General features: G+C 70.7%; 26 protein-coding genes. 10 read left to right on the top strand and 16 right to left on the bottom strand.

Annotated features, from left to right (window positions below; translation table 11 throughout):
* Window position 1: 1 nt before the first annotated feature.
* The 4 genes from ACODT0_RS14720 to ACODT0_RS14705 form a co-directional block, all read right to left on the bottom strand.
* Window positions 2-1,633: a hypothetical protein gene (locus ACODT0_RS14720; RefSeq protein WP_489041589.1), complete on the bottom strand. Its 1,632-nt coding sequence runs from the start codon at window positions 1,631-1,633 to the stop codon at window positions 2-4.
* A 116-nt stretch (window positions 1,634-1,749) separates the two neighbouring features.
* Window positions 1,750-2,067, bottom strand: coding sequence for a response regulator transcription factor (locus tag ACODT0_RS14715; protein WP_489041588.1), 318 nt, complete (start codon window positions 2,065-2,067; stop codon window positions 1,750-1,752).
* Window positions 2,068-2,907: a hypothetical protein gene (locus tag ACODT0_RS14710; RefSeq protein WP_489041587.1), complete on the bottom strand. Its 840-nt coding sequence runs from the start codon at window positions 2,905-2,907 to the stop codon at window positions 2,068-2,070.
* Window positions 2,898-4,064: a helix-turn-helix transcriptional regulator gene (locus ACODT0_RS14705; protein WP_489041586.1), complete on the bottom strand. Its 1,167-nt coding sequence runs from the start codon at window positions 4,062-4,064 to the stop codon at window positions 2,898-2,900. Before ACODT0_RS14705 ends, ACODT0_RS14710 begins: the two co-directional genes overlap by 10 nt.
* Window positions 4,065-4,187: 123 nt before the next feature.
* Between ACODT0_RS14705 and ACODT0_RS14700 the strand changes: the two genes are divergently transcribed.
* Window positions 4,188-5,204 carry a DUF2272 domain-containing protein gene (locus tag ACODT0_RS14700; protein ID WP_489041585.1) on the top strand — a complete coding sequence of 339 codons (1,017 nt, stop codon included), beginning with the start codon at window positions 4,188-4,190 and terminating at the stop codon, window positions 5,202-5,204.
* A gap of 10 nt (window positions 5,205-5,214) precedes the next feature.
* Here ACODT0_RS14700 and ACODT0_RS14695 read toward each other — a convergent pair whose 3' ends face one another.
* Window positions 5,215-5,703, bottom strand: coding sequence for a DUF4124 domain-containing protein (locus tag ACODT0_RS14695; protein WP_489041584.1), 489 nt, complete (start codon window positions 5,701-5,703; stop codon window positions 5,215-5,217).
* Between the two features lie 100 nt (window positions 5,704-5,803).
* Window positions 5,804-6,616 (bottom strand): IclR family transcriptional regulator, encoded by an 813-nt coding sequence (locus ACODT0_RS14690; protein WP_409976600.1) that lies wholly within the window; start codon window positions 6,614-6,616, stop codon window positions 5,804-5,806.
* Window positions 6,617-6,711: 95 nt separating this feature from the next.
* Between ACODT0_RS14690 and ACODT0_RS14685 the strand changes: the two genes are divergently transcribed.
* On the top strand, window positions 6,712-8,361 hold the full coding sequence (locus ACODT0_RS14685) for a GMC family oxidoreductase (RefSeq protein WP_489041583.1): 1,650 nt from the start codon (window positions 6,712-6,714) through the stop codon (window positions 8,359-8,361).
* A 76-nt stretch (window positions 8,362-8,437) separates the two neighbouring features.
* Window positions 8,438-9,757 (top strand): MFS transporter, encoded by a 1,320-nt coding sequence (locus ACODT0_RS14680; protein ID WP_489041582.1) that lies wholly within the window; start codon window positions 8,438-8,440, stop codon window positions 9,755-9,757.
* Between the two features lie 16 nt (window positions 9,758-9,773).
* On the opposite strand, the gene ACODT0_RS14675 is transcribed toward ACODT0_RS14680, so the two are convergent.
* Window positions 9,774-10,676, bottom strand: a complete 903-nt coding sequence (locus ACODT0_RS14675; protein WP_489041581.1) for a transporter substrate-binding domain-containing protein — start codon at window positions 10,674-10,676, stop codon at window positions 9,774-9,776.
* A 16-nt stretch (window positions 10,677-10,692) separates the two neighbouring features.
* Entirely contained in the window at window positions 10,693-12,027 is a 1,335-nt protein-coding gene (locus ACODT0_RS14670; protein ID WP_489041580.1) for an aspartate aminotransferase family protein, read from the bottom strand.
* Between the two features lie 175 nt (window positions 12,028-12,202).
* Here ACODT0_RS14670 and ACODT0_RS14665 point away from each other — a divergent pair, with 175 nt between their 5' ends.
* Window positions 12,203-13,102: a LysR family transcriptional regulator gene (locus ACODT0_RS14665; protein ID WP_489041579.1), complete on the top strand. Its 900-nt coding sequence runs from the start codon at window positions 12,203-12,205 to the stop codon at window positions 13,100-13,102.
* Between the two features lie 7 nt (window positions 13,103-13,109).
* On the opposite strand, the gene ACODT0_RS14660 is transcribed toward ACODT0_RS14665, so the two are convergent.
* Window positions 13,110-14,012 carry a LysR family transcriptional regulator gene (locus ACODT0_RS14660; RefSeq protein ID WP_489041578.1) on the bottom strand — a complete coding sequence of 301 codons (903 nt, stop codon included), beginning with the start codon at window positions 14,010-14,012 and terminating at the stop codon, window positions 13,110-13,112.
* A 123-nt stretch (window positions 14,013-14,135) separates the two neighbouring features.
* Here ACODT0_RS14660 and ACODT0_RS14655 point away from each other — a divergent pair, with 123 nt between their 5' ends.
* Entirely contained in the window at window positions 14,136-15,482 is a 1,347-nt protein-coding gene (locus ACODT0_RS14655; protein WP_489041577.1) for an amidohydrolase, read from the top strand.
* Here the strand turns inward: ACODT0_RS14655 and ACODT0_RS14650 are convergent.
* The 3 genes from ACODT0_RS14650 to ACODT0_RS14640 are packed head-to-tail and all read right to left on the bottom strand — an operon-like array spanning window position 15,463 to window position 17,982.
* Window positions 15,463-16,125: a DUF6134 family protein gene (locus ACODT0_RS14650; RefSeq protein ID WP_489041576.1), complete on the bottom strand. Its 663-nt coding sequence runs from the start codon at window positions 16,123-16,125 to the stop codon at window positions 15,463-15,465. The genes ACODT0_RS14655 and ACODT0_RS14650 overlap by 20 nt on opposite strands.
* Window positions 16,122-16,928, bottom strand: coding sequence for a DUF1295 domain-containing protein (locus ACODT0_RS14645; RefSeq protein ID WP_057595004.1), 807 nt, complete (start codon window positions 16,926-16,928; stop codon window positions 16,122-16,124). Before ACODT0_RS14645 ends, ACODT0_RS14650 begins: the two co-directional genes overlap by 4 nt.
* 10 nt (window positions 16,929-16,938) lie before the next feature.
* Window positions 16,939-17,982 carry an SAM-dependent methyltransferase gene (locus ACODT0_RS14640; RefSeq protein ID WP_057595005.1) on the bottom strand — a complete coding sequence of 348 codons (1,044 nt, stop codon included), beginning with the start codon at window positions 17,980-17,982 and terminating at the stop codon, window positions 16,939-16,941.
* A gap of 182 nt (window positions 17,983-18,164) precedes the next feature.
* Here ACODT0_RS14640 and ACODT0_RS14635 point away from each other — a divergent pair, with 182 nt between their 5' ends.
* Entirely contained in the window at window positions 18,165-19,190 is a 1,026-nt protein-coding gene (locus tag ACODT0_RS14635; protein WP_413762713.1) for a LysR family transcriptional regulator, read from the top strand.
* Here ACODT0_RS14635 and ACODT0_RS14630 read toward each other — a convergent pair.
* Genes ACODT0_RS14630 through tauA form a run of 3 tightly spaced genes read right to left on the bottom strand, consistent with a single transcriptional unit; the run spans window position 19,108 to window position 21,813 of the window.
* Entirely contained in the window at window positions 19,108-19,989 is an 882-nt protein-coding gene (locus tag ACODT0_RS14630) for an ABC transporter permease subunit (RefSeq protein ID WP_057595007.1), read from the bottom strand. The two genes, ACODT0_RS14635 and ACODT0_RS14630, sit on opposite strands and share 83 nt — an antisense overlap.
* Window positions 19,982-20,770, bottom strand: coding sequence for a taurine ABC transporter ATP-binding protein (locus ACODT0_RS14625; protein WP_057595008.1), 789 nt, complete (start codon window positions 20,768-20,770; stop codon window positions 19,982-19,984). Before ACODT0_RS14625 ends, ACODT0_RS14630 begins: the two co-directional genes overlap by 8 nt.
* Window positions 20,771-20,796: 26 nt before the next feature.
* Entirely contained in the window at window positions 20,797-21,813 is a 1,017-nt protein-coding gene (tauA, locus tag ACODT0_RS14620) for a taurine ABC transporter substrate-binding protein (RefSeq protein ID WP_261217535.1), read from the bottom strand.
* 286 nt (window positions 21,814-22,099) lie between these two features.
* On the opposite strand from tauA, the gene ACODT0_RS14615 reads away from it, so the two are divergent.
* The 4 genes from ACODT0_RS14615 to ACODT0_RS14600 all read left to right on the top strand — a co-directional run bounded on the left by ACODT0_RS14615 (window position 22,100) and on the right by ACODT0_RS14600 (window position 24,155).
* Window positions 22,100-22,615 carry a GNAT family N-acetyltransferase gene (locus ACODT0_RS14615; RefSeq protein WP_057597762.1) on the top strand — a complete coding sequence of 172 codons (516 nt, stop codon included), beginning with the start codon at window positions 22,100-22,102 and terminating at the stop codon, window positions 22,613-22,615.
* Between the two features lie 39 nt (window positions 22,616-22,654).
* The gene (locus tag ACODT0_RS14610) at window positions 22,655-22,933 is read left to right on the top strand and encodes a DUF2277 domain-containing protein (protein WP_057597764.1); all 279 of its coding nucleotides are present in this window, start codon (window positions 22,655-22,657) and stop codon (window positions 22,931-22,933) included.
* 146 nt (window positions 22,934-23,079) lie between these two features.
* A complete protein-coding gene (locus ACODT0_RS14605; RefSeq protein WP_057597766.1) occupies window positions 23,080-23,481 on the top strand; it encodes a GFA family protein in 402 nt (133 codons plus the stop codon).
* Window positions 23,482-23,528: 47 nt separating this feature from the next.
* Window positions 23,529-24,155: a LysE family translocator gene (locus tag ACODT0_RS14600; protein ID WP_261215774.1), complete on the top strand. Its 627-nt coding sequence runs from the start codon at window positions 23,529-23,531 to the stop codon at window positions 24,153-24,155.
* Window positions 24,156-24,159: 4 nt separating this feature from the next.
* Here the strand turns inward: ACODT0_RS14600 and ACODT0_RS14595 are convergent, their stop codons facing one another.
* Window positions 24,160-24,381: a hypothetical protein gene (locus tag ACODT0_RS14595; protein ID WP_057597769.1), complete on the bottom strand. Its 222-nt coding sequence runs from the start codon at window positions 24,379-24,381 to the stop codon at window positions 24,160-24,162.
* Window positions 24,382-24,578 lie beyond the last annotated feature (197 nt).

Genomic DNA, 24,578 nt, shown 5'->3' with positions numbered 1-24,578 from the left:
CTCACAGCCCGATCTGTCGCTTCAGCGCCTGCCAGGCCGGTCCGTTCAGGCGCTGGAGGCTCGCCATGTTGTAGGCGAGCTGGGGCTTGGTCCGCCGCACCATGTACACCGCCCCGTCGTACTCGGCGAAGCTGCGCCGGTTGTTGACGTAGGTCGGCGGATAGCTGGCGGGATCCAGTTCGATCAGCCTCGCGCCATTGACCGTGGCGATGCGGTAGCCACCCGTGCCGCCCGCGATGCAGTTGCGCATGGTCGAGGTGGCCTGGGTCCAGTCGCAGGTGTAGTAGCGCACGGTGCTCGCATCCACGAAGGCCACGCGCAGGATGTGGCGGTCGTCCTGCGCCAGGCCGAGGCTCGCGGTGCCGCCGCCGTTGGCGAGGTTGACGCCACCGGCGGGCCGGCCCGCGATCAGCGCGTCGAGCGTGGCGAAGCCGAGCGCGTCCGTGGTGACGTCGTTGATCAGGTACGGAGGCTGCACGTCGAGGCCGACGCGCGTGCGGACCAGCGAGCCGGCAGGAAAGGTGGCGGCGGGATCGGCGAACGCGGTGGACGGGTCCAGGCCGAAGAGGGTCCGGTCGCGATCGGGCAGGGCCTGCAACTCCGCCACGACCTCGGCCATCTTGCGGCCCGCGATGTCCCGCGACAGGGTGAAAGCCAGGCTGGGAGCGCTGCTCCCGCAGAACTCGGTGCGTTGCGGCGTGCCCTGCGTATTGAAGAAGGCGCTGCGCTCGTCGCAGCGCAACCAGCCGGAAGGGCTCAGGCGGACCTGGCGGTAGAGCCGCGCGGGGACGGTCGCGACGCCCGCGCTCTTGCCCTCGCGCCTGTCCACGATCCGCGTGCGGCCCTGCGCATCGACAACGCCATCGGTCGTGTAGGTCTGCAGGTAGTAGTTGTCCGGATCGGTGAACTCCAGCCGTGCCAGCGTTTCGCCGGGCACGGGAGCGGACGCCGCCGCCGGATCGACCACGTCGAGCGTGGCGCCCGCATCGAGCGCGAGGCTGGTCAACCACGCGGCGCTGCGGGCGTCGTCGCCGAAGCCTTCACCGGCAGGCAGGCCCTGGTAGTCGGCGATGTCGGCCAGCGGGATGCCGAGTTGCGCCGCCACCAGCGCCGCCGCGTGCTCCACGGCCACGCCCGCCGCGACGGCCGACTGCACGAGCGTGGTGAGCGGATTGACCTGCGCGTGCTGCCCGGCCGGCGCGCCGAGATGGTAGGCGCGGGTGGCCAACGGGAACTGGCGACCGGTGCCGTCGCTTTCGTAGGAGCCGCCATCGGCGGCCGCCACCGGCGCGATCCGCGCCAGCAGCGGCGCGGCCGCGAGCCGCGCGGCCTCGGCCGCATCGGCCGGCGTGTAGCTGATGTCATAGCGTCCATCGGCCGCGGTCTTGCCCGAGGTGGGTTCATCGGCGTCGCAGGCGCCGTTCGCATTGCGGTCCACGCACACCACGGCGTTGCCGATGGGGCCAAGCACGAGCACCTTGCCGGCCACCGAGACCGGGCCGACCGGCGCGGGCGGCGCCACCAGCCCCGCGGCGATGCCGCCGCCCCCACCACCACCGCAGGCCCCCAGTGCGAGCAGGCCCATGCAGGCCAGCCCTGTCCCCGTGCGCGAAAAACCGATCGTGCGTGTCATCGAATGCTCCCTTGTTCGTCGTGAAAACGAAGCCTCCCTCGCGGCTGCTTCTGCGACGAAGTGTTGATGGCGCGGATCGCGCGGGCATCGTTCAAATGAACGATGCCCGGTCCGCGTCAATCGGGCAGCTGCAGACCCATGCCGACCAGCCGCACCAGTTCGGCCTGGCGCCGTGAACCGGTCTTGTCGAACAGTTGCCGCAAGTGCGCACGGACGGTGTGGATCGACACGCCCAGGTGCTGCGCGATCTCCGCGGGCCTCGCGCCTTGCGCGAGCTCGGCCAGCACGCGGGTCTCGGCCGGTGTCAGCCCATGGCGCCGGGCCAGCATCGGCAACCGCCGGTCCGCCATGTCGTTATCAAGCCTGTCGACCAGCAGCAGCACCCGCGCGCCGGGCCAGGCGAGGCCGACCGCGTTGTGCGGCGCGATCGGCATTCAGCGCAATACGGCACACGCCTGCACCGGATCGGGCTCGTGCGCATCGGACCAGACCACGTGCGTCTGCAGCAACCCGGCGACGGCCCGGCGCAGCAGCACGCAGACCTCCTCGGCGCCGAGCCGCCCCAGGCGCACCAGGCGCCCCGCATGGGTACCTATCCATCGTTCGTCCGCGAGCATGGTTTCGGCCGGCGCATTGGCATGCAGCACGCGGCCGGCGAGATCCAGCACGAGCAGCGCCTTGGGGACCGTCGACAGCGCGTCGGCCGCGACCTGTCCGTGGCGGCGCGCATCGGCCAGCGCGCGATGGGCCTGCAGCGCGAGGCGCAGCGGCTGGTGCATCCGCTGCAGTTGCCGGCGATCGTCGTGGCTGAACTCCTCGAGCCCCGGCCGTCGATAGAGGCAAAGCAGCGCCGCCGTGCCCTGCGATGCGGGATGCCGGCCATCGATCACCAGCGCGAGCAACGAGCGCAGCCCATGCGGTATGCAGAAACCGTGGAAATAGTCGGTGCGCTCGAGCACCGACCAATCGCAGACCTCGCGCCCGATCAGGATCTCGCCACTGCCGGCATGGCGCCGATGCAGCGCGGCCACCCACGGATCCTGCGCGTGCCAGCCGCCGGCGTAGTTGGCCCAGATGTCGGGCGGCAGCTGGAAGCCGGCCACCAGACCACGTTCCTCGATGGCCTCTCCCACGGTATGCAGCGCCACGGCGGTGGCGCCGAAATGCCGCGCCAGCAGGGCCAGCATCTCGCCCCACCGTCCCGACTCCGAGACCGCGGCCGATGCCGCGAGCACCGCATCGAGCAACCGATCGGTGCGGGCATTCATGGCCACGGCCGGCTCACCTCGGTGCCGGCCAGGAACAGCCGGACCAGATCGCTCTGCCGGCGCGCGCCCGTCTTGTCGAACAGGTGGCGCAGATGGGCACGCACCGTGTGGACGGAAACCTCGAGACGCGCCGAGATCTCCGCCGCGCTGGCGCCATCGGCCAGGTGGGCGAGCAGCCGCGCCTCGGCGGCGGTGAGGCGGTAGCGCTCGGCGATCGCGCGCAGGTGGCGTTGCGGGCGATCGGGCTCGGGCATGTCGAGCATCAGCAGCACGCGCGCCTGCGGCCACGCCGATCGACAGGCGTTGTCCTCGCCCAGCGGCACCAGACGCGCCAGCGCGATGCGTGCCGGCACCGGGGCGGCCTCGGCCATCCATGCCGGCAGCACCTGTGCCATGCCGGCCGCGGCACAGCGCAGCGCCGCCTGGAAAGCCTGCGCGTCCGAGCCACCGACTCTCACGATCCGGCCGCCCTGGGCCGTGGCGATCCATCCGGACCGCGACAGCAGCGCCGCGCCGAGCGGGTTGGCATGCAGCAGCCGGCCATCGGCGGCGAGCACGCAGAGCGGCTTCGGCGTGGCGGCGAGTGCATCGACCGCCATGCGCCGGTCGCTGCGCGTGCGATCGAAGGCCCAGTGCGCGTGCAACGCGAGCTGCAGCGGGCCATGCACCGAGCGCAGCGCGTCACGGTCCGCGAAGCTGAATTCGTCCAGGCCGGGCGCGCGGTAGAGGCTCAGGAGCGCGAATGGCGACCGCACGGACTGCGAGCCATCGTCGAGCACCAGGAACGCCAGGCCGCGCACGCCACTGGGTTTGGCGAACTCGTTGTAGAAGGGCAGCCGGTCGAGTGCCGTCCAATCGCACATCTCGCGGCCCACGCCGCAGAAGCCGGTCCGGTCGGCGATCCCCCGGGCGTCGGCCCCGGCGAACCAGGGGTCCTGCGTGGCCCAGTGCGCGACATAGGTGGCGAGGCTGTCTTCCGGCAGGCCCACCTGCGCGAACAGCGAGCGCTCGGGCGAAGGCGCGCCGGGCGTGTGCAAGGCCGCCGCCGTGGCGCCGAAGCGCCGGGCAAGGGCCGCCAGCACCTCTCGCCAGCGCGACGCATCCGATGCGGCCGCGGCCGCCGTCACGACCGCGTCCCGGAGACCTTCGTCCCATCCAGCCATGTGATTCTCCCTGCCGTTTTTTGGGGCGCATGGTAGCGCCGGCGACACAAGGCTTCAAAGAAGAGCTGGCCGCATCGAGGATCCCGCGCGGCCGTGCCGGCTGCTGGCTATGCTCGAAGCCGCATGCTGTTCCTCTCCCTGCTCCCTCGTGCGCGGCTGCGGCTGGCGGCCGCGGCCTTGCTGCTCGCATCGGCCGGCACCGCCGCGGCCTCGGCGTGCCTCGATGCCGCCACGAATATGCCGCCGCCCCCGCGCGCCCTCGCGATGGCCGCCGCCGCCCAACGCGAGCACGAGGCCTTCGGCGCCCAGACCCTCGATGCCGAAGGCCGCATGGTCGACGCGGGCAGTTCCGAGGCCGAGGACGGCCGCGTCTCGCGCTTCGCGCCCGCGCCATGGCAGCGCGTGCTCGGCTACTGGGACGCGGTCGACCAGCCGCGCGTGAAGCTGCCCTCGCTGGTGCGCTTCGGTGCCTTGCGGCCGGCCGATCGCACGCTGCTGCTGGAGGCGCTGAACCAGGCCAGCGCGTCGCGCCTGATGGGGCTGGGCGTGGGGCCCGACCAGGGCCTCGACGCGGCCGAGCTGCGCGCGATGGCGGCGGCGATCGACCGCGTCGCGGTGATCGACACGCCCTGGTCGGCCGCCTTCATCAGCTGGCTCGCGCGGCAGGCGGGCCTGGGCGCGGACGAGTTCGTGTTCTCCGAGGCGCACGTGGACTACGCGGGCGCGGCCTGGAAAGCCGGCGCCGACGAAGCGGCGGGCCGTGCCACACGCTTCGCGCTGCGGGCCTGCGATCTCGCACGCACGCCGCCGCGCGTGGGCGACCTGGTGTGCCAGACGCGCGGCGCGCGTTCGGCGCTCGACAGCTTCGCCAAGATCGGCACGGTGCTCGCGACGCGGCCCACGGGCGGCGCGGCGCTGCCGATGCATTGCGACGTGGTGACGGCCGTCGACGCACGCGGCTTCGACGCGGTCGGCGGCAACGTGCTGCAGTCGGTCACCTTGCGCCGGCTGGACTTCGCGCCGGGCACGCGGACGCTCGATCCAAGCTACCTGCCCGAAGGCTGCGCGACGGACGCGGCGGGATGCATCGATCGGCACATGAGCCGGCAACCCTGGTCGCTGCTGCTGCAGTGGCGCTGAAGCGGGCGCCTCAGCAGTTGTTTCGGCGCAGCCCCGCCATGTGGGCGCAGGGCCGGCGACCCGGACCGGGGTCGTGCACATGCGGGGGCGGAGGCTGCACGCGACGCCGTGGTGGCGGGTAAGGATAGGGATCGGGCCCCCACAGATAGACCGGCTCCGGATCGGCCTGCGCCGCGCGCCCTTCGTCGGGATAGCGCGGAATGATCGACAGCCCCGGGTTCGAAGGTGGCGCCGGCGCGGCGGCACTGGGCGGCGGCGCGTAGTCGGGCACGCGCGCGGACGGGGCCGGCTGCAGGGCCGAAGGCGGCGGCGGCTCGGCGATCTGCACGGGCCGCGACGAGCGCGTGCCGCTCGGGCAGGCACCGTCGGTGTAGACGGTGGCGCCGTTGGCATCGAGGCAGCGCACCACCTCGGCCGAGCTCGCCGACGCGCCCAGCACGAAGACCGCCGAGACGATCAGCGTGCGCAAGGGCGTGGCGGCAAGAAGATGGGTTCGCATGGAAGAAACCGTGCGGCAACGGCGCACGGTCAGCTTCATTCTGTGCGCTTTGTCACGCCCCGCCAAGCACCGCGGGCCCGCGGCGCGCACCGTCCGTCGCTCACAGCAGCCCACCCATGCGCAGCGCCGCGGCCTTCAGCGCATCGATGCGCCGCTCGGCATCGGCCATCGACATGCGCGCGGTCGGCGCATGCACGGCGAGCGCGGCGCGCACCGCGCCGGCCGCGTCGCGCACCGGCACGGCCACGGCCACCAGGCCGGCCATGAACTCCTCGCGGTCGCGCGAGAAGCCGTCCTGCGCGATCGCGTCGCACTCGGCGCGCAATGCGGCGGGGTCGGTGAGGGTGCTGGCCGTCATGCGCGGCAGCGGCAGGCCGTCGATCATCGCGTCGCGTGCCTTCTTCGGCATCTGCGCGAGAAAGAGCTTGCCGCTCGCGGTGCAGTGCAGCGGCACGTGCGAGCCCACGTCGAGCGTGAGGCGCAGCGGCCACTGGGCCTCGACGCGGTCGAGGTAGAGCACGCGCGCGCCGTCGAGCGTGGTGAGGTTGCAGGTCTCGCCGACCTCCTGCACCAGCGCGGCCAGCACCTCGTGGCGCAGGCCGCGCACGCTGCCGTGGTTCAGCGTGTCGAAGGCGAGCTGGCGCAGCGCGGGGCCGACGACGAAGGAGCGCTCGTCGAGGTCGCGCGCGAGAAAGCCGGTGGCCAGCAGCTGGGTGCAGATGCGGTGCGCGGTGCCCTTGGGCAGGCCCAGCTGCGCCGCGAGATCGGCCAGCGACAGCGCGCGGCCCTCGTGGGCCAGCAGCGCGAGCAGGCGCAGGCTGCGCTCGGCCGAGGAACCGGAAACGGGCTCCTCGACAGGGGCAACCACGGGCGCGGCAACAGGGGCGGCAGCGGAACGCGCGGGACGGGGCATGCGGGTAAACCTCTAAAATGGAACATTGCGTTCCGAAAATCAATAACCTAGGATGCAGCGGATCGAGGCCATTGTTCCATCGCCGGACCGCACGCATGCCTGACTCTCGCAGTGAAGAAGTCTTCGACTACATCGTGGTGGGCGCCGGCTCGGCCGGCTGCGTGCTGGCCGCGCGCCTGAGCGAGGACCCGGCCACGCGCGTGCTGCTGCTCGAGGCCGGGCCGTGCGACAGCTCGCCGTGGATCCACCTGCCGATCGGCTACGGCAAGACCATGTGGAGCCCGGTCTACAACTGGCGCTTCGAGACCGATCCCGACCCCAACATGAACGGCCGCCGCATCTACTGGCCGCGCGGCAAGACGCTGGGCGGCTCGAGCTCGATCAACGGCCTGATCTACATCCGCGGCCAGCGCGAGGACTACGACCACTGGGCCGCGCTCGGCAACCCGGGCTGGGGCTACGACGAGGTGCTGCCCTACTTCGTGCGTTCCGAGGGCAACCAGCGCGGCGCGAACGAGTTCCACGGCGGCGACGGGCCGCTCAAGGTGTCGGACATCGGCGCGCGGCACGAGCTGATCGAGGCCTTCATCGAAGGCGCCCGGCAGACCGGCGTGCCGCGCACCGAGGACTTCAACGGCGCCGCGCAGGAAGGCGCGGGCTACTACCAGCTCACCACGCACCGCGGCCTGCGCTGCAGCACCGCCAAGGCCTACCTCGCGCCGGCGCGGCATCGCCCCAACCTGCGCATCGAGACCGAGGCGCTGGCCACCGGCCTCGTGTTCGAGGGCCGGCGCGCGGCCGGTGTGCGCTATCGGCAGGGTGGCGTGGAGAAGACCGCGCGCTGCCGCGCCGAGGTGCTGCTTTCGGCCGGCTCGATCCAGTCGCCGCAGTTGCTGCAGCTCTCGGGCGTGGGCCCGCGCGCGCTGCTCGATCGCTTCGGCATCGCGCCGGTGCACGAACTGCCGGGCGTGGGCGAGAACCTGCAGGACCATCTGCAGATCCGCCTCGGCTACGAGTGCACCAAGCCGATCACCACCAACGACCAGCTCAACTCCTGGGCCGGCCAGCTCGGCCTGGGCCTCGAATGGCTGCTGCACCGCAGCGGCGCGCTCGCGATCGGCATCAACCAGGGCGGCTGCTTCATGCGCGCGCTCAAGGACGAGGCGGGCCGCCCGGTGGCCGCAACGCCCGACATCCAGTTCCACGTGGCCACGCTCTCGGCCGACATGGCCGGCGGCAAGGTGCACCCCTACTCGGGCTTCACCTTCTCGGTGTGCCAGCTGCGGCCCGAGTCGCGCGGCCACATCCGCATCCGTTCGACCGACGCGGCCGAGCCGCCCGAGATGCAGCCCAACTACCTCGCAACCGAACTCGACCGCGCCACCGCGGTGGCCGGCGTGAAGGCCGCACGCGCCATCGCCGAGGCGCCCGCGATGCGCCCCTACGTCAAGCGCGAGGTGAAGCCCGGCGCGCAGGCCGCGAGCGATGCCGAGCTGCTCGAGTTCTGCCGCAACAACGGCGCCACCATCTTCCATCCCACGGGCACCTGCCGCATGGGGCACGACCCGCTCGCGGTGGTCGATGCGCGGCTGCGCGTGCACGGCATCGGCGGCCTGCGCGTGGTCGACTGCTCGGCCATGCCCACGCTGGTGTCGGGCAACACCAACGCCCCCGCGGTGATGATGGCCGAGAAGGCCGTCGACATGATCAGAGAGGACCACAGGGCGGCTTCGGCCGCGCACTAGCAGCAACGCATCCCGCACGGCCCGCCGAGAGCGAAGACCAAGAGGCCGCCACGACAACACTCATCGGAGACAACACATGAGCAGTGCACGCGACGACGAGAAAACGATTCGCAGGGTGGTGATTTCGGCGCTGGTGGGCGCCACCATCGAGTGGTACGACTTCTTCCTCTACGGGGTGGTGGCCGGCATCGTGTTCAACAAGCTCTACTTCCCGGGCAGCGACCCGGTGGTGGCGACCTTGCTGGCCTACACCACCTTCGCCGTGGGCTTCGTCACGCGGCCGCTGGGCGGCGTGATCTTCGGCCACTTCGGCGACAAGATCGGGCGCAAGAGCATGCTGATCATCACGCTGATGATCATGGGCGTGGCCACCTTCCTGATCGGCCTGGTGCCCACCTACGCGCAGATCGGCATCGCGGCGCCGCTGCTGCTGCTGGTGCTGCGCGTGGCGCAGGGCATCGGCCTGGGCGGCGAATGGGGCGGCGCGGTGCTCATGGCCTACGAATACGCACCGAAGGAGAAGCGCGGCTTCTATGCCTCGCTGCCGCAGATCGGGCTGGCCATCGGCCTGTGCCTGGCCTCGGGCGTGGTCGCGCTGCTGTCGTGGCTCCTGACCGACGAGCAGTTCATGGCCTGGGGCTGGCGCATCGCCTTCCTGATCTCGGGGCTGATGGTGGCGGTGGGCATGTACATCCGGCTGCACGTGAAGGAAACGCCCGAGTTCGCCGCGGTGAAGGCGCGCAACGCCGAGCTGCGCATCCCGTTCATGGACATGCTGCGCCGCTACCCGGGCAATGTGTTGAAGGGCATGGGCGCGCGCTACATCGACGGCGTGTTCTTCAACATCTTCGGCGTGTTCTCCATCGCCTACCTCACGGGCACGCTCAAGCTCGGGCGCACCGACGCGCTGCTCGGCGTGATGGCCGCGGCCATCGTGATGTGCTTCGCCATCCCCTTCTTCGGCCGCATGTCGGACCGGCTCGGCCGGCCCCGGGTCTACATGTGGGGCTCGCTGATCACGGCGGTGTCGGCCTTCCCGGGCTTCTGGCTGATGACGCACAGCGAGGGCAACGTGCTGCTGGTGTGGCTGTCGATCGTGATCCCCTTCGGCATCCTCTACGCCTCGGTCTACGGCCCCGAGGCCGCCCTGTTCTGCGACCTGTTCGACGCCAAGGTGCGCTACACCGGCATCTCCTTCGTCTACCAGTTCTCGGGCATCTTCGCCTCGGGCATCACGCCGATCATCGCCACCGCGCTGCTCAAGTCGGGCGGCGGCGAGCCGTGGCAGATCTGCCTGTACGTGCTGTTCGCGGGCGTGGTGTCGGCCTTCTGCGCCTGGCTGATCGGGCGCAGCCCCTCGCCGGCGGATGCGCCGGTGGCGGCGGCCGCGCGCTGAGGCCGCCGCACGCTCCTCAGGGCAGCCGCTCCTCGTAGGCCTCGGCCGGCCGGTCGTTGGGCGACTGGAAGGCCGCCTTGAGCGAATCGCTCAGCGGGATGTTGATGACGGCGTTGCGCGGCGGGATCGGCGCCATGAACCAGCGCGCATAGAGCTTCTCGAGCGCGCCCGAGGCCATCGCGTTCGCGAGGTAGCCGTCGACCGCGCGCTTGAAGGCCGGGTCGTCCTTGCGGATCATGATCGCGATCGGCTCGATGCCCAGCGGCTTGCCGACGATGCGGAAGTCCGCCGGGTTGCGCGCGTTCGAGATGTTGCCCGCGAGCGTGTTGTCGTCCATCGCGAAGGCATCGGCGCGGCCGCTCTCGAGCAGCAGGAAGCTCTCGGCATGGTCCTTGGCCAGCACGATGTTCAGCGCCATGCCCTTGTTGTCCTGCTCGAGCTTGCGCAGCCGCTGCACGAGCGTGGTGCCCACGGTCGTGACCACGGTCTTGCCCCTGAGCTGCTCCGCCGACTCGATGCCGCTGGCCGCGCGCACGGCGAAGCGCGCCTCGGTGATGTAGGTGGTGCTGCCGAAGGCCACCTGCTGCTGGCGCGCGGCATTGTTGGTGGTCGAGCCGCACTCGATGTCGACGGTGCCGTTCTGCAGCAGCGGCACGCGATTCTGAGAGGTCACGACCATCGGCCGCACCGCCACGCCGGGCAGCAGCTTCGCGAGCATCTGCTCGCAGAGCTCGACGTGGTAGCCGACGTAGCCGCCGCCCACCGCGTACGACAGCGGCGGCGAGGCTTCGCGCACGCCCATCACGACGGTGCCGGCGGCCTTCGCCTTGGCGAGCGTGCCGCCGGGTTCCTGCGCGAGCGCGGCCAGCGCGGCGGTCGCGAGCACGGCGCCCGCGAGCATTCGATTCGGGGTCTTCATGGCGTCCTCCGGCGCGTCAGGCCGCGAGCGCCACCGGCGCGGGATGGGCGATCTCGTCCAGGCTCTCGCGCAGCGCGCGGTCGAGGATCTCGATGGCGCGGTCGATCTGCTCGTGCGCCACGTTGAGCGGCGGCGCGATGCGCCACACCGAGCCGCGCTCGGGCCGGCGCCGGATGTTCATGCTCAGGCCGAGCTCGAAGCACTTCTTCGTGGTGCGCGCGCCGAGCTCGTGATGGGGCAGCCGCGACTCGCGGTCCTGCACCAGCTCCACGCCGAGCAGCAGGCCCTCGCCGCGCACGTCGCCGATCGCCTCGTAGCGCCGCTGCAGCTCGAGCAGTTGCCCGCGCAGGTAGGCGCCGGTGGTGCGCGCGCGCTCGATCAGGCCTTCGCTGCGGATGGTGTCGAGCACCGCCAGGCCGACGGTCGCGGGCAGCGGGTCGGAAACATGGCTGGTGTAGAAGGTGAAGCCCTTCTCGTGCACGTCCTGCTCGATGCGCGGGCTGGTCGCCACGGCGGCCAGCGGCAGGCCGCCGCCCATGGTCTTCGACACCGACATGATGTCGGGCACCACGCCGTAGAAGTCGGAGGCCGTGCGGTGGCCGATGCGGCCGAACGCGGTCTGGGCCTCGTCGAAGATCAGCAGCATGCCGCGCTCGTCGGCGGCGCGGCGCAGCGCCTGCATGTACGACCGGGGCGGCACCAGCACGCCGCCCGCGCTGATGATCGGCTCGATGATGATCGCGGCGCGCCGGCCGGTCGAGGCCATGTCGTACATCTTGAGGCCGAGCTCGAGGCAGGCCAGCGCCGATTCCTCGCCCGACATGCCGCGGATGTAGGGCCGGTAGGCGTTGGGCTCGGGCATCAGGTAGACGCCGGGCACGTGCACGCCGTAGCCCTTGCGGTCGCTCGCGAACGACACCGCGCTGGTGCCGCCCGTCACGCCGTGCCAGGAGCCGCCCACGGCCAGGATCTCGAAGCCGCCGGTGTACATCTTCGCCATGCGCAGCGCGACCTCGTTGCTCTCGGAACCGGTGTTCACGAACAGCGACTTGGTGAGCGGCGCGGGCATCCAGTCGGTGGCCATCTTCTGCGCCAGCTCGGCCACCACCTCGGGGATCATGCCGCTGAACAGGTGGAAGGCCTTCTCGCCGGCCTCGTGCACCGCGCGCACGATGGCCGGATGGTTGTGGCCGATGGTGGCGCACATCTGGCCCGAGGTGAAGTCGAGGATCTCGCGGCCCGTGTCGTCGACCACCACCGCGCCGCGGGCGCTGCGGAACAGGTAGGGGAAGGTGTCGCCGCCGTAGCGCACCATGTATTCCTTGGCGGCCGCGCGCAGTTGTTCGCTCATGTCCGAATCCTTTGCTGAAGTGGTGAGTGGATTCGCCAATGGTCGCGAGGCCCGCGCACGCGGTCCAATGTCGAGTTTGCATCCGGGCGCGATGCGCCGCACGCATCGCCCATGCACGCAACCGATGGGCACGCGGCTTGCAGAATGCGCCGCACGCAAAGGAGCAAGAGGCGCGATGGACACACGCTGGTTTCAGGATTTCGTCACCTTGGCCGAGGTGCAGAACTTCACGCGCGCGGCCGAGATGCGCAACGTCTCGCAGGCCGCGTTCAGCCGCCGCATCCAGGCGCTCGAGCAATGGCTGGGCGCCAAGCTGATCGATCGCGCGGCCTATCCCACGCGGCTCACGCCCGCGGGCGAGCGCTTCCGCAAGGTGGCCGCCGGCCTGCTCGACCAGATCGCCGATGCGCGCACCGAGATCGGCGACGCGCCCGCGCGCAACCACGTGCGCATCGCCTCGACCTATGCGCTGGCCAGCACGCGGCTGCCGGGCTGGTGGGCGCGCTGGTCGGGCGCGGGCGACCTCAGTTGCAGCCTCGAGGTCGGCAACGTGCACGACACGCTGACGGCCTTCAGCGCGGGCTCGGCCGACGTGCTGATCGGCTTCCACCAGGCGGCGCATCCGCTGCAGCTCGATGCGACGCGCTTCGAGCGTCGCGAGCTCGGCCTCGAGCGCGTGCGGCCCTACGTGTCGCGCGCGCTCGCAGCCTCGGAACGCTTCGCGCTGCCGGGCAGCGCGACCCATCCGCTGCCGCTGTTGATGTACTCGCCCAGCGGCTACTTCGCGCGCGTGGTCGCGACCGCGATCGAGCAGTCGGCGCAACCGCTGACCGGCTACCGGGCCTTCGAGTCCGAGATGACCGACGTGCTCGGCGACCTCGCGCAGCAGGGCATGGGCATGGCCTGGTTGCCCGACAGCTCCTTCGTCGCGGGCCGGCTCGGCGAACTGGTGCCGGTGGGCGACGGCGCCTGGGACGTGGAGGTCGCGATCGTGGCCTGGCGCGCGCGGCTCAATGCGCGGCCGGCGGTCGCGCGGCTGTGGGAGCGCATCGGCGCCGACGCGCTGCCTGCCTGAAACGACTTCAGCCGGGCTCGGCCGGCATGCGCTCGGCGATCACCTCGCGCAGCAGCGGCAAGGCAGGCGCCTCGCTGCGGCCGGCCAGGGTCACGAGGCCGAAGCGCGCGCGGCCCAGCGGCGGGTGCACCGGCAGTGCGACGAGGTCGGGCGCCACCGCGCGCACCGCGAGCAGGATCGCGTCGCTGTCGCGCGCGAGCTCGACCAGGTTCGACAGCTCCGAGCAGCGCAGGGTCACGCACTGGTCGGGATGCGCCTCGGGGCCGTAGGCATCGACCATCGCGCGCACCACGTCGCGCCCGAGGCCGGTGGACGCGAGCGGGTAGTCCTTCAAGCTCTGGAACGTCATCGGCCCGCGCTTGCGCGCGAGCGGATGGCCGCGCCGGCACATGAAGGCGCCGCCCATCTCCACCAGCGGCTCGACGCGCAGATCGATGCTCGGCGTGACGGTGCGGAACTCCACCACCACCGCATCGAGCGCGCGCTGGCGCAACGCCTGCACCAGCCGGTCGGTGTCGCCGCGCAGGATGTCGATGCGCACCGGCGCGCCACGGTAGGCCATGCGCTGCAAGAGCGGCGTGGCCAGCAATGCGCCGGGCCCGGCGCCGAGCCCCACGCGCAGGTGGGCGCCGCCGCCGCCGCGCGCGCTGGCCACCAGTTCCTGCGCATCGCCGACCAGGTGGCGCGCGCGCGCGAGCATCTCGCGCCCGAAATGCGAGAGCTCGCTGCGCCGGCCCACGCGGTCGAACAGCGCGCGGCCGAGCACCTCCTCGAGCGCATGGATGCTGCGGCTCAGCGCGGGCTGCGTGATCGACAGCGCCTTGGCCGAGCGCGTGAAGGAGCCCGTTTCGGCCACCGACAGGAAGTGGCGCAACTGCACGAAGGTCATGGCATGGAGGGGCCTGTTCATGCATCGGAATTATGGCTGTGGATAGAACAATGCATTGGACGCCTGGCAAGCCATTGCCTAGATTCGCGGCCGGTCCCTTTCCAGAACAAGCAAACACACCTCACCCAGGAGACAGGTCCCTTCATGCATTCCCTTCGCCAGCTTTCCCTCGCCGCCTGCCTCGCCTGCGCCGCCGTGCCCGCCGCCATGGCGCAAGGCGCCGCCCCCAACGCCCAGCGCATCGAGTCGCTCGCGCGCGAGGCCTATCCGCAGCTCGACACGCTCTACAAGGACATCCACGCCCATCCCGAACTCGGCTTCCAGGAGGTGCGCACGGCCGGCAAGCTCGCCGAGCAGATGCGCGCCCTCGGCTTCGAGGTGACCGAGCACGTGGGCCGCACCGGCGTGGTCGCGGTCCTGCGCAACGGTGCCGGCCCCACGGTGCTGGTGCGCACCGAGCTCGACGCGCTGCCGATGCAGGAGAAGACCGGCCTGCCCTACGCGAGCCAGGCCAAGGCCACCTGGCAGGGCCGCGAGACCTTCGTCGCCCACAGCTGCGGCCACGACGTGCACATGGCGAGCTGGGTCGGCACCGCGCGCACGCTGCTCGCGCTCAAGGACCAGTGGCAGGGCACGCTGGTGTTCGTCGCGCAGCCGGCCGAGGAGGCCAGCGGCGGCGCCAAGGGCATGCTGGCCGACGGGCTCTACAAGCGCTTCCCCAAGCCCGATGCCGCCTTCGCGCTGCACACCTCGCCCTCGTCGTACGGCTACGTCGGCTACCGCGCGGGGCCGATCACCTCGGCCTCCGACGGCTTCGAGATCGACTTCAAGGGCCGCGGCGGCCACGGCTCGGCACCGCACCATGCGATCGACCCCATCGTGCAGGCGGCCCATTTCGTGACCGACGTGCAGACCGTGGTGAGCCGCGAGAAGGACCCGGCCGAATTCGGCGTGGTGACGGTCGGCGCGATCCAGGCCGGCACCGCCGGCAACATCATTCCCGACTCGGCGCTGTTGCGCGGCACCATCCGCAGCTACAAGCCGCAGGTGCGCAAGCAGCTGATCGACGGCGTGCGCCGCACCGCGCTGGCCTCGGCCGCGATGGCGGGCGCGCCCGAGCCGGCCATCGGCCTCGACCCGGCGCGCGGCAACGCCGCGGTGATCAACGACCAGGCGCTCGCGCAGCGCACCGTGGCCGCGCTCAAGGCGCAGCTCGGCGACGCGAAGGTGGTGCAGGTGCCGCCGATCACCGCCAGCGAGGACTTCTCGGACTTCGCGGTGGACGGCGTGCCCACCTTCTTCTTCTTCATCGGCGTGAACGATCCGAAGGAGGTCGCCAACTCGCAGAAGGAAGGCGGCAAGCCCCTGCCCTTCAACCACTCGCCGTTCTTCGCGCCGGTGCCCGAGCCCTCGATCACGACGGGCGTGCAGGCGATGACGGCGGCGGTGCTGAGCGCGCTGGCCGCGAAGCCTACTTCAACCGGTAGCTGAGCTTCTTGCCGCCACGCACCTGGGCATCGAGGCCCAGCCATTCGCCGTCGGCCACCGCATACCAGAGGTCGATCGGCTGCTCGGGCCCGCTGACGCGCCAGCGCCGGGCCGCCACGCCGCGGCCGCGCACCTCGACGCGGCCCTCGTCGAGCGCGACGATGCGCACCGGCTCGAGCTTGCCGGTCTGCGCATTGAGCAGTTGCTGCTGCGCGCGCATCGCGGGGTTCCAGTAGGCGAAGCTCATCACGCAGCCCGGCATCGCGCTGCGCCCGCGCGGCGTGACGACCACCAGCGCGGGGCCGTCGCCCTCCGCCTCGCGCTCGGCGCGCACCTCGGAGCGGTCGCCGTCGTCGTTGGTGTCGGCATCGAGCCGGCGCAGGCAGTCGCCGCGCCAGTGCTCGACCGCCGAATGCCGGTAGCGGTAGACCGTGACGCCCAGCAGCTTGACCGCGAACGCGGCCTCGCTGCTCAGCCGGCGCTCGTCGCCCGCGGCCGTGAGCACGAAGCGGTGCTCGCCGATCGGCGCGTCGTCGAGCAGCACGCGGAAATTCCATTCGCCCGTGGCGGGCGAGGCCACCGGCTGCGCGCCCGCCGCGAAGGCCAGCACGCACAGCAGCGCCAGGCCGGCATGGCGCCCCCTCATTTCGGCGGCCGGCGCACCGGCCCCGGCACGAAGGCGTTGGTGCGCGCGATGTAGTCGCGGTAGGCCGGCCGCCGGTGGCCGATGTCGGCCTCGAGCAGGCGCACGCCCGACACGCGCAGCAGCAGCCAGGTCATGAGCAGCGGCGACACCACGCTCCAGGCGCCGCCGAGGCCGGCCGCGCCCAGCGCCATCAGCCACAGCCCCCACCAGACGCAGGCCTCGCCGAAGTAGTTGGGATGGCGGCTGTAGCGCCACAGGCCGCGGTCCATCACCTGGCCGCGCTGCGAGGGGTCGGCCTTGAAGCGCGACATCTGGGCATCGGCGATGGCCTCGAAGCCGATGCCGAAGGCCGCCAGCGCGCCGCCCGCGATGTCGAGCCAGCCCAGCGGCCGCGCGCCCGCCATGCCGACGAACAGCGGCGCCGACACGATCCAGGCCAGCACCGCCTGCAGCCCGAACACCAGGTACAGGCTCTTGAGTCCGAAACCCGGCTGGTTGCGCGCGCGGATCGCCTCGTAGCGCCGGTCCTCGCCATGGCCCCAGTTGCGCGCGGCCACATAGAGCGCCAGCCGCAGCCCCCACAGCAGCGCGAGCACGGCCATGGCCAGGCCGCGCGGCTCGTGCAGCGGCGCGTTCGGCAGCAGCACCAGGTAGACCAGGCCCGCGCCCGCGATCAACACCGGCCAGAAGCGGTCGATCAGGCTTGCGTCGCGCCGCGCCAGGCTCTCGAGCCAGACCACCAGCGCGACCGCGGCGGTGAAGGCGAGGCCGGCGAAGGCGGCTTCCGGGGCGCTGAATCTCATCGGTCCGGCTTCAGGCGCGCCGCTCGAACAGGTAGTGGCTGACCCACCAGCGCTGCCCGTGCTCGTAGCCGAACAGCTCGGCCACCGACATGAAGAACAGGCGCCAGCGCGTCCACCAGACGTTGGCCTGGTCGCCGTAGGTGGCCTGGAACAGCGGGCGCAGCGCCTCGCGGCGCTGGTCCATGTTGCGCAGCCAGGCCTCGGCGGTGCGCTGGTAGTGGCGGCCTTCCCAGCGCCAGCGGCGCAGCAGCCGCAGATCGTCCTGGCAGTGCAGCGCGAGGTCGTCGCTGGGCATCATGCCGCCCGAGAAGAAGTGCTCGCTCATCCAGTCGCTGGCGTCGCGCACCTCGAAGGGATAGGGCGCCTCGCGGTGCACGAACACGTGCATGAAGAAGCGCCCGCCGGGCCGCAGCCAGCGCGCCACGTTGGCGAAGGCCTGCGGCCAGTTGCGCAGGTGCTCGAACATCTCGACCGAGACCACGCGGTCGAAGCGCTCCTCGGTGTCGAACACGTTGATGTCGCGCGTGAGCACCCGCACATTGGCCAGCCCGCGCCGCGCGGCCTCGGCCTCGATGTATTCGCGCTGCGAAGCCGAGTTCGACAGCGCCGTGATCCGGCTGCCCGGGTAGTGCGCGGCCATCCACAGCGTGAGCGAGCCCCAGCCGCAGCCCAGCTCGAGGATGTCCTGCCCGTTGTCCAGCCCGGCGCGCTCGCAGGTGCTGGCCAGCGCAGCCGATTCGGCCTCCTCGAGCGTGCGCGTGCCCTCGGGCCAGTAGCAGCTGCTGTACTTGCGGTGGTTGCCGAGCACCTGGCCGAAGAAGGCGGCCGGCACCTCGTAGTGCTGGGCGTTGGCCTTCTCGGGCAGCGGCGCCAGGCTGGCCGAGCGCATGCGGCCGACGAAATCCTGGGTCAGCTCGGCCACGGCCGGGGTGTTGCCGGCATACAACTCCGACAGCCGGTCCTTGAGCAGGCGCCGGATGCCGCGGCGCACCACGGTATCGGGCACCAGGCCCTTCTCGACCCAGCGGATGGCGAACGCGATGTCCTGCGGCATGGCTTCTTCTTCCTTCTCGTGCGTGTTGGCGGGCCCCGCCGTCCGGGACCGATCACCCCCTGTACGCAGCCGGCGGCGATCCGGATGCAACCGGATGCATCCGGCGGGCGCAAACCAAAGTTGCGCCATGCCCCTGCGCCGGCGCGGGCCTCTGGCCGAACTGGAACAATGCGCCCACTCTCATGGACGGACTCGATCTCATCAAGACATTTCGCGAAGTCGCGTTCCGGCGCAGCTTCTCGCGCGCGGCCCTGTCGCTGGGCATGTCGAAGGCCACCGTCAGCCGCTACGTGGCCGAACTGGAGGAGCGCAGCGGCGTGCGGCTGCTCAACCGCTCCACCCGCTCGCTGAGCCTGACCGACGCCGGCGAGGTGCTGCTCGAGCGCAGCACCCAGCTGGTCGACATGGCCGAGAACACGCTCAACGACCTGCAGGCCCACGGCGCCCACCCGCGCGGCCGGCTGCGCATGAGCGCGCCGCACGGGCTGATCGCCGGCTGGCTCTCGGACGTGATCGCCGAATTCATCAAGCGCTACCCCGACGTCTACGTCAGCCTGGTCTTCACCAACAGCGCGGTCGACCTGATCGGCGAGGGCATCGACATCCACCTGACCGGCGGGCGCATCGACGACATGAACCTGATCGTGCGGCGGCTGGTGCAGTTCGACATGGTGGTCTGCGCCACCCCGGCCTACTGGGCGCTGCGCGGCATGCCGCGCGTGCCGGCCGACCTGAGCCGGCACGACGTGCTCAGCTATTCGGCCGCCCCGACCACCCACCTGCCCTTCGAGACCGAAGGCGAGGCCTACGAGGTGCCGGTGCACAGCCGCATGGAGGCCAACGACGCGGTCGCGCTGATCGAACTGGCGCTGCGCGGCGTGGGCGTGGCCTACGTGCCCGAGCCGCTGGCCCAGTCGCACCTGGAGCGCGGCGCGCTGGTGCCGGTGCTGCGCGAGCACATGCCGCACGACCACTGGCTCTATGCCGCCTATTCGCAGCGGCGCCACAACAGCGCGGCGATGCGCGCGATGCTTGACTTCCTCGAGCAGTCGATGGGACCCGACGGCGGGTTGCCCTCGCCGATGCCGCCGGCCGTGCCGGTCTCGCCGCCCGCCGCGCCTTCCGCTACATGCGCCCTTTCCAGGGAACCAGGCGCCGCTCGAGCCAGCGCATCAGCAGGTCGAACAGATACGCCACCACCCCGATGACCACGATCCCCATGATCACGATGTCGGTGCGCAGGAAGTTCGACGCGTTGAGCACCATCTGACCCAGCCCCATGTTGGCCGCCACCATCTCGGCGGCCACCAGCGTGGTCCAGCCGAAGCCGATCGCGATGCGCATGCCGACCAGGATGTCGGGCAGCGCCGAGGGCAGGATCACGTGGCGGATCACCTGCAGGTAGCTCGCGCCCATCGAGTAGGCCGCGTTGATCTGCTCCTGCGAGGCGCTGCGCATGCCCGAGCGCGCGGCCAGCGCCAGCGGCGCGAAGCAGCTCAGGAAGATCAGCAGCACCTTGGGCAGCTCGTCGATCCCGAACCAGATGATGATCAGCGGCAGGTAGGCCAGCGGCGGCAACGGCCGGTAGAACTCCAGCGGCGGATCGAAGATGCCGCGCCAGAAGCGGCTCATGCCCATCGCGATGCCCACGGGGATGGCCGTGACGCAGGCCAGCAGGAAGGCCGAGAACACGCGGAACATGCTCGCGAGGAAGTGCTGCCACAGCGGCTTGTCGTTGGCCTGGCCGGTCAGGTATTCGTAGAACTGCTGGAACACCGCCTGCGGCGTTGGCAGGAACAGCGGCTTGACCCAGCCCATGTTGGTGACCAGGAACCACAGCGCGATCAGCGTCAGCACCGTGACCACGCTGATCGTGAAGCTCGAGCCTTCGCCCGGCACCTTGAAGGCGCTGGTCTTGAGCTTGGCGCCGGGCGCGGGCGGCGGGACGGCGGTGGGCTTGGTGGGAGGCGTCATGGGAACCGGCGATGCGATGCTGGCCTCAGGCATGGGCGGCCTCGCGGTGGTGGATGATGGAGAGCACTTCCTCGCGCATGCGGATGAACTCGGGCTCGGACTTCACCTTGCGCGAATCGCCGTGCGAGAGGTACTGGCGCGAGAACGGCACCTCGTCGTAGACGTGCGAGATGCGCCCCGGGCTCGGGCTCATCACGATCAGCCGGGTGGCAAGGAACAGCGCCTCCTCCACCGAGTGGGTGATGAAGAACACCATCTTGTTCGAGGTCGACCAGGCCTGCAGCAGTATCTCCTGCACCTGCTCGCGCGTGAAGGCGTCGAGCGCGCCCATCGGCTCGTCCATCAGCAGCACGGCCGGATCGCTGGCCAGCGCGCGCGCGATGCCCACGCGCTGCTGCATGCCGCCCGAGAGCTCGTACACCGCACGGTCGGCGTACTTCTGCAGCCCGACCAGCGCGAGTTTTTCTTCCGCCACGCGGTCGCGCGTGGCGCGGTCGACGCCCGCGAGCCTCAAGCCCAGCGCCACGTTGTCGCGCACGTTGAGCCAGGGCATCAGCGCATGCTTCTGGAACACCACGCCGCGGTCGGCGCCCGGGCCGGCCACGGGTTGGCCGTCGAGCAGGATCTCGCCGGTGGACGGCGGCAGGAAGCCGGCGATGCAGTTCAAGAGCGTGGTCTTGCCGCAGCCCGAGGCGCCGAGCGCGACCACGAAGTCGCCGTCGTGCATGCGCAGGTTGACCGGCGCGAGCGCCTGCAGGGTGCCGCCCTTGACGGCGTAATTGACCGTGAGGTCGCGGATGTCGAGCGTGGGCATGGGCTTTTTTGTTTACCGGGCCGCGCTCACTTGGCCGCCAGGGCCTTCTCGACGTAGGTGGTGGTCACGTAGGCCGAGTAGTCGGGCTTGACCTCCTGCACCCGGCCCTGTTCCTTGAGGAACACCGCCGTGTTGGCCATCGCCTTGGCCGCGCCGCCGCCGAGCCAGGTCGGCGAGAGCTGCTCGGACAGGGTCGGGAAGCTGTAGAGCGCCATCGCCGGGCCCACGTCCTGCGGATTGGCCTTGGTCCACTTGGCCATCGCCTTGGTCTGCGGCGAGTCGGGCGTCCAGCTCTTGCCCGAGGCCTTGTACTCGTCGTTGGCGCGGTTGAGCGCCTTCACGAACGCCACCATGAAGGCCTCGTTCTCGGCCGCCCACTTGGCGTTGACTACGATGCCCTCGAAGGTCGGCGCGCCGCGCTTGCCGATGCTGCCCGAGGTGGCGATCACCTTGCCGCTGGAGCGGATCTTGGAGAGCACCGGGTCCCAGATGAAGGTGGCGTCGATGTCGCCGCGCTCCCAGGCCGCCGCGATCTCGGGCGGGCGCATGTTCATCACGTTGACCTTCTTCGCGTCCACGCCGTCCATCTTCATCGCGGCCATGAGCTGATAGTGGGCGGTGGAGACGAAGGGCGTGGCCACCTTCTTGCCCGCGAGGTCCTTGAGGCTCGCGATGCCCGAGGCATTGCGCGCCACCAGCGCCTCGGCGTCGGCGATGTCGGCCGAGATCCAGAACAGCTTGATGTCCTGCCCCTGGCTGGCCGCGGCCGTGAGCGGGCTGGAGCCAGTCTCGCCCATCTGCACGTCGCCCGAGGCCATGGCGCGGATCACGTCGCCGCCGCCCGAGAACATGCGCCAGTTGATCTTGTAGCCGGTGGCCTTCTCGACCTCGCCCGACTCCATGACCAGGCGCAGCGGGACGAGCATGTCCTGATGGGCGAAGGTGAGTTCCTTGGCCTTCTGGGCGAAAGCGGTGCCGGTGGTGGCCAGCACGAGCAGCGCTGTGGCTGCGATTGCACGGTGCAGGGATCGACGCGTGTTCATCCGGGTTCTCCTTGTCTGTTGCGGGCGGCGCTGGCCGAGGCTTCGGGGCGAGGGGTACTGTGCATGGTTGGGGGTGGGGTGCAAAGTGCCAGGGGTGGGAGGGGGGAGGTGCCAGTGGACTGGGACTTACCCTTGTTTGGTGCCTTGCGGCACGGGGGAGGTGCGTTTTTTGTTTTTGGGGTTGTTTTCTTTGGTGAGGCTGTTGGCCGGGTCTCGCCCCGGCCGACAACCTCAACAAGAAGAGCACCGTCACACAACCAAGACCGCTGGCAAACTGCCCCACACCATGCCTCAAGCCGTCATCCTCCCCGCAGAAGCGCATCACTACCCTTCCCTCCACCAGACCCTCGACACGGTGGCCCGAGAAAAAAAGTACCTGGCCCTCACCGAGGCCCCGCCCTACGACTCGACCACCGACTTCTACCGCCACCTGCGCGCCACCCACTCCCCTCACTTCGTAGCCGTAGAAAACAACCAGGTCATAGGCTGGTGCGACATCGCCCCCACCTTCGGCCAGACCCGCGCCCACGCAGGCACCCTCGGCATCGCGATGCACCCCCAGGCACGTGGCCGCGGACTCGGTCCGCAGCTGCTGCGCGCCGCCATCGAAGCCGCCTGGCTCAGGGGCCTCACCCGCATCGAACTCACGGTGCGCGACGACAACCTCCCCGCCAAGGCCCTCTACGAACGCTTCGGCTTCCAGCACGAAGGCCTGCAACGCCAGGCGATGCGCGTCGACGGCATCTACCACGACGTCCACGCCATGGCCCTGCTCGCCACCGAGGCCACCGCACCCCACTAGACTGCTCCGTACCCGACAAGAGCCCGGAGACACGACACCATGTGCAGGAGCATCAAGACCCTCTACAACTTCGAGCCGCCCGCCACCGAGCAGGAGATCCGCGCCGCGGCCCTGCAGTTCGTGCGCAAGCTCAGCGGCTTCAACGTCCCCTCGCGCGCCAACGAGGCCGCGTTCGAACGCGCCGTCGAGGAAGTCAGCGCCAGCGCCGCGCGGCTGCTCGAATCGCTGGTGACCACGGCCGAGCCGCGCGACCGCGAGATCGAGGCCGAGCGCGCCAGGGCCCGCTCGGCCGCGCGCTTCGGCACGCAGCTTTCCTGACCGCCACCGGCGCACGCGCCCGAGCCCGCCGCGTTCGGCCTTCGCCGCGCACGGTTTTTGCGCCTGCCGCGGCGCAGGTCCAAAAGGCCTTTGGTATCGTGCCTTGCAAGCCGAAACACATTCAAGAAGACGCGGACATCGACCGAATGAGAAAGACCTATATCGGAGGCTGCCACTGCGGCGCCGTGCGCTTCGAAGCCGACATCGACCTGAGCCTGGGCACGCTGCGCTGCAACTGCGCGATCTGCACCCGCACGCGCTTCTGGCCAGCCATCGTCGAGCCCGGGGCTTTCCGCCTGCTCGAGGGCGAATCCGAGCTCAGCGAGCAGATGCTCGACACCCGCAACAGCCACTACATCGTCTGCAAGCTCTGCGGCGTGCGCTCCTTCGGCGTGGGGCATTCGCCCGAGACCGGCGCCCATGCCTACGGCGTGAACGTGACCTGCCTCGACGACGTGGACCTCGACGACCTCGTCAACTCGCCGCTGCAGTACGTGGACGGCCACCGCGGCACCTGGCACGTGGCGCGCACGGCCATCGATCCCTGAGACGACGATCAACAGACAGACAACCACAATCCACAGGAGACACCCTCATGCCTTTCGAACTCTGGCTCGCCTTCGTGGCCGCCTCGGCCGTGCTGCTGGTCATTCCAGGTCCGACCATCCTCACGGTGATCAGCTACTCGATGTCGCACGGCCGCCGCGCCAACGTGCCGCTGGTGGCCGCGGTGGCGCTCGGCGACTCGACCGCGCTGGTGGTGTCGCTGCTGGGCCTGGGCACGCTGCTCGCGGCCTCGGCCTTCTGGTTCAACGCGGTGAAATGGGTGGGCGGGCTGTACCTGCTGTACCTGGGCATCAAGCTGCTGCGCGCGGGCGTGTCGAGCGCCGAGATCGCGACACCGGAAGCGCCCGCCTCGCGCTGGCGGCTGTTCGCCAACACCTACCTGGTGACGGCGCTCAACCCGAAGGGCATCGTGTTCTTCGTGGCCTTCCTGCCGCAGTTCATCAGCCAGAAGGCGGAGGTCGCGCCGCAGATGTGGGTGCTGGCGCTGACCTTCGTCGCGATGGCGACGCTCAACGCCACGCTCTACGCGGTGTTCGCGGGCTCGGCGCGGCGCCTGCTGTCCTCGCCGCGCGCGCAGCGCCGCTTCAACCTCGGCGGCGGCGCGCTGCTGAGCGCCGCGGGCCTGTGGGCGCTGATGGCGCGCCGGCCGGCCTGATCGCTCAGTTGCGCGTCGGATCGCCGGGGCGGCGGTCGTAGCGGTTGGGCACGCCATCGCCGTCGCGATCGCGGTCGTAGCGGTTCGGCACGCCGTCGCGGTCACGGTCGCCGTAGCCGGCGCGCGGCGGCGGCGGACGGTCGTAGCCGGGGGCGACGACGCAGCCGGCCAGCACGGCCGAGGCCGACAGCACGACGGCCAGGGTGGCGAGTCTGTTGTTCTTCATGATGCATCTCTCCTTGGAATGGTTGTGGAACACCGCACCGGCTTGCCTCTGGGCGCCGCGGCGGTAGCGCATTGAAGGCCACGCCGGTCGGGCCGCGATGTCGCGATGGCTGCGCCTCGGTGAAGTCTTGTGACCGGATGTGGCCGCTGCCGCAGACTGTGAACGACCCACCCGCCTTCGGTATGGCGGCGCGCCCC

The organism is Variovorax sp. FG153 (assembly GCF_057809595.1).
The sequence above is the reverse complement of the archived record's forward strand: the minus strand, read 5'-3'. Positions and strand labels throughout refer to the sequence as shown.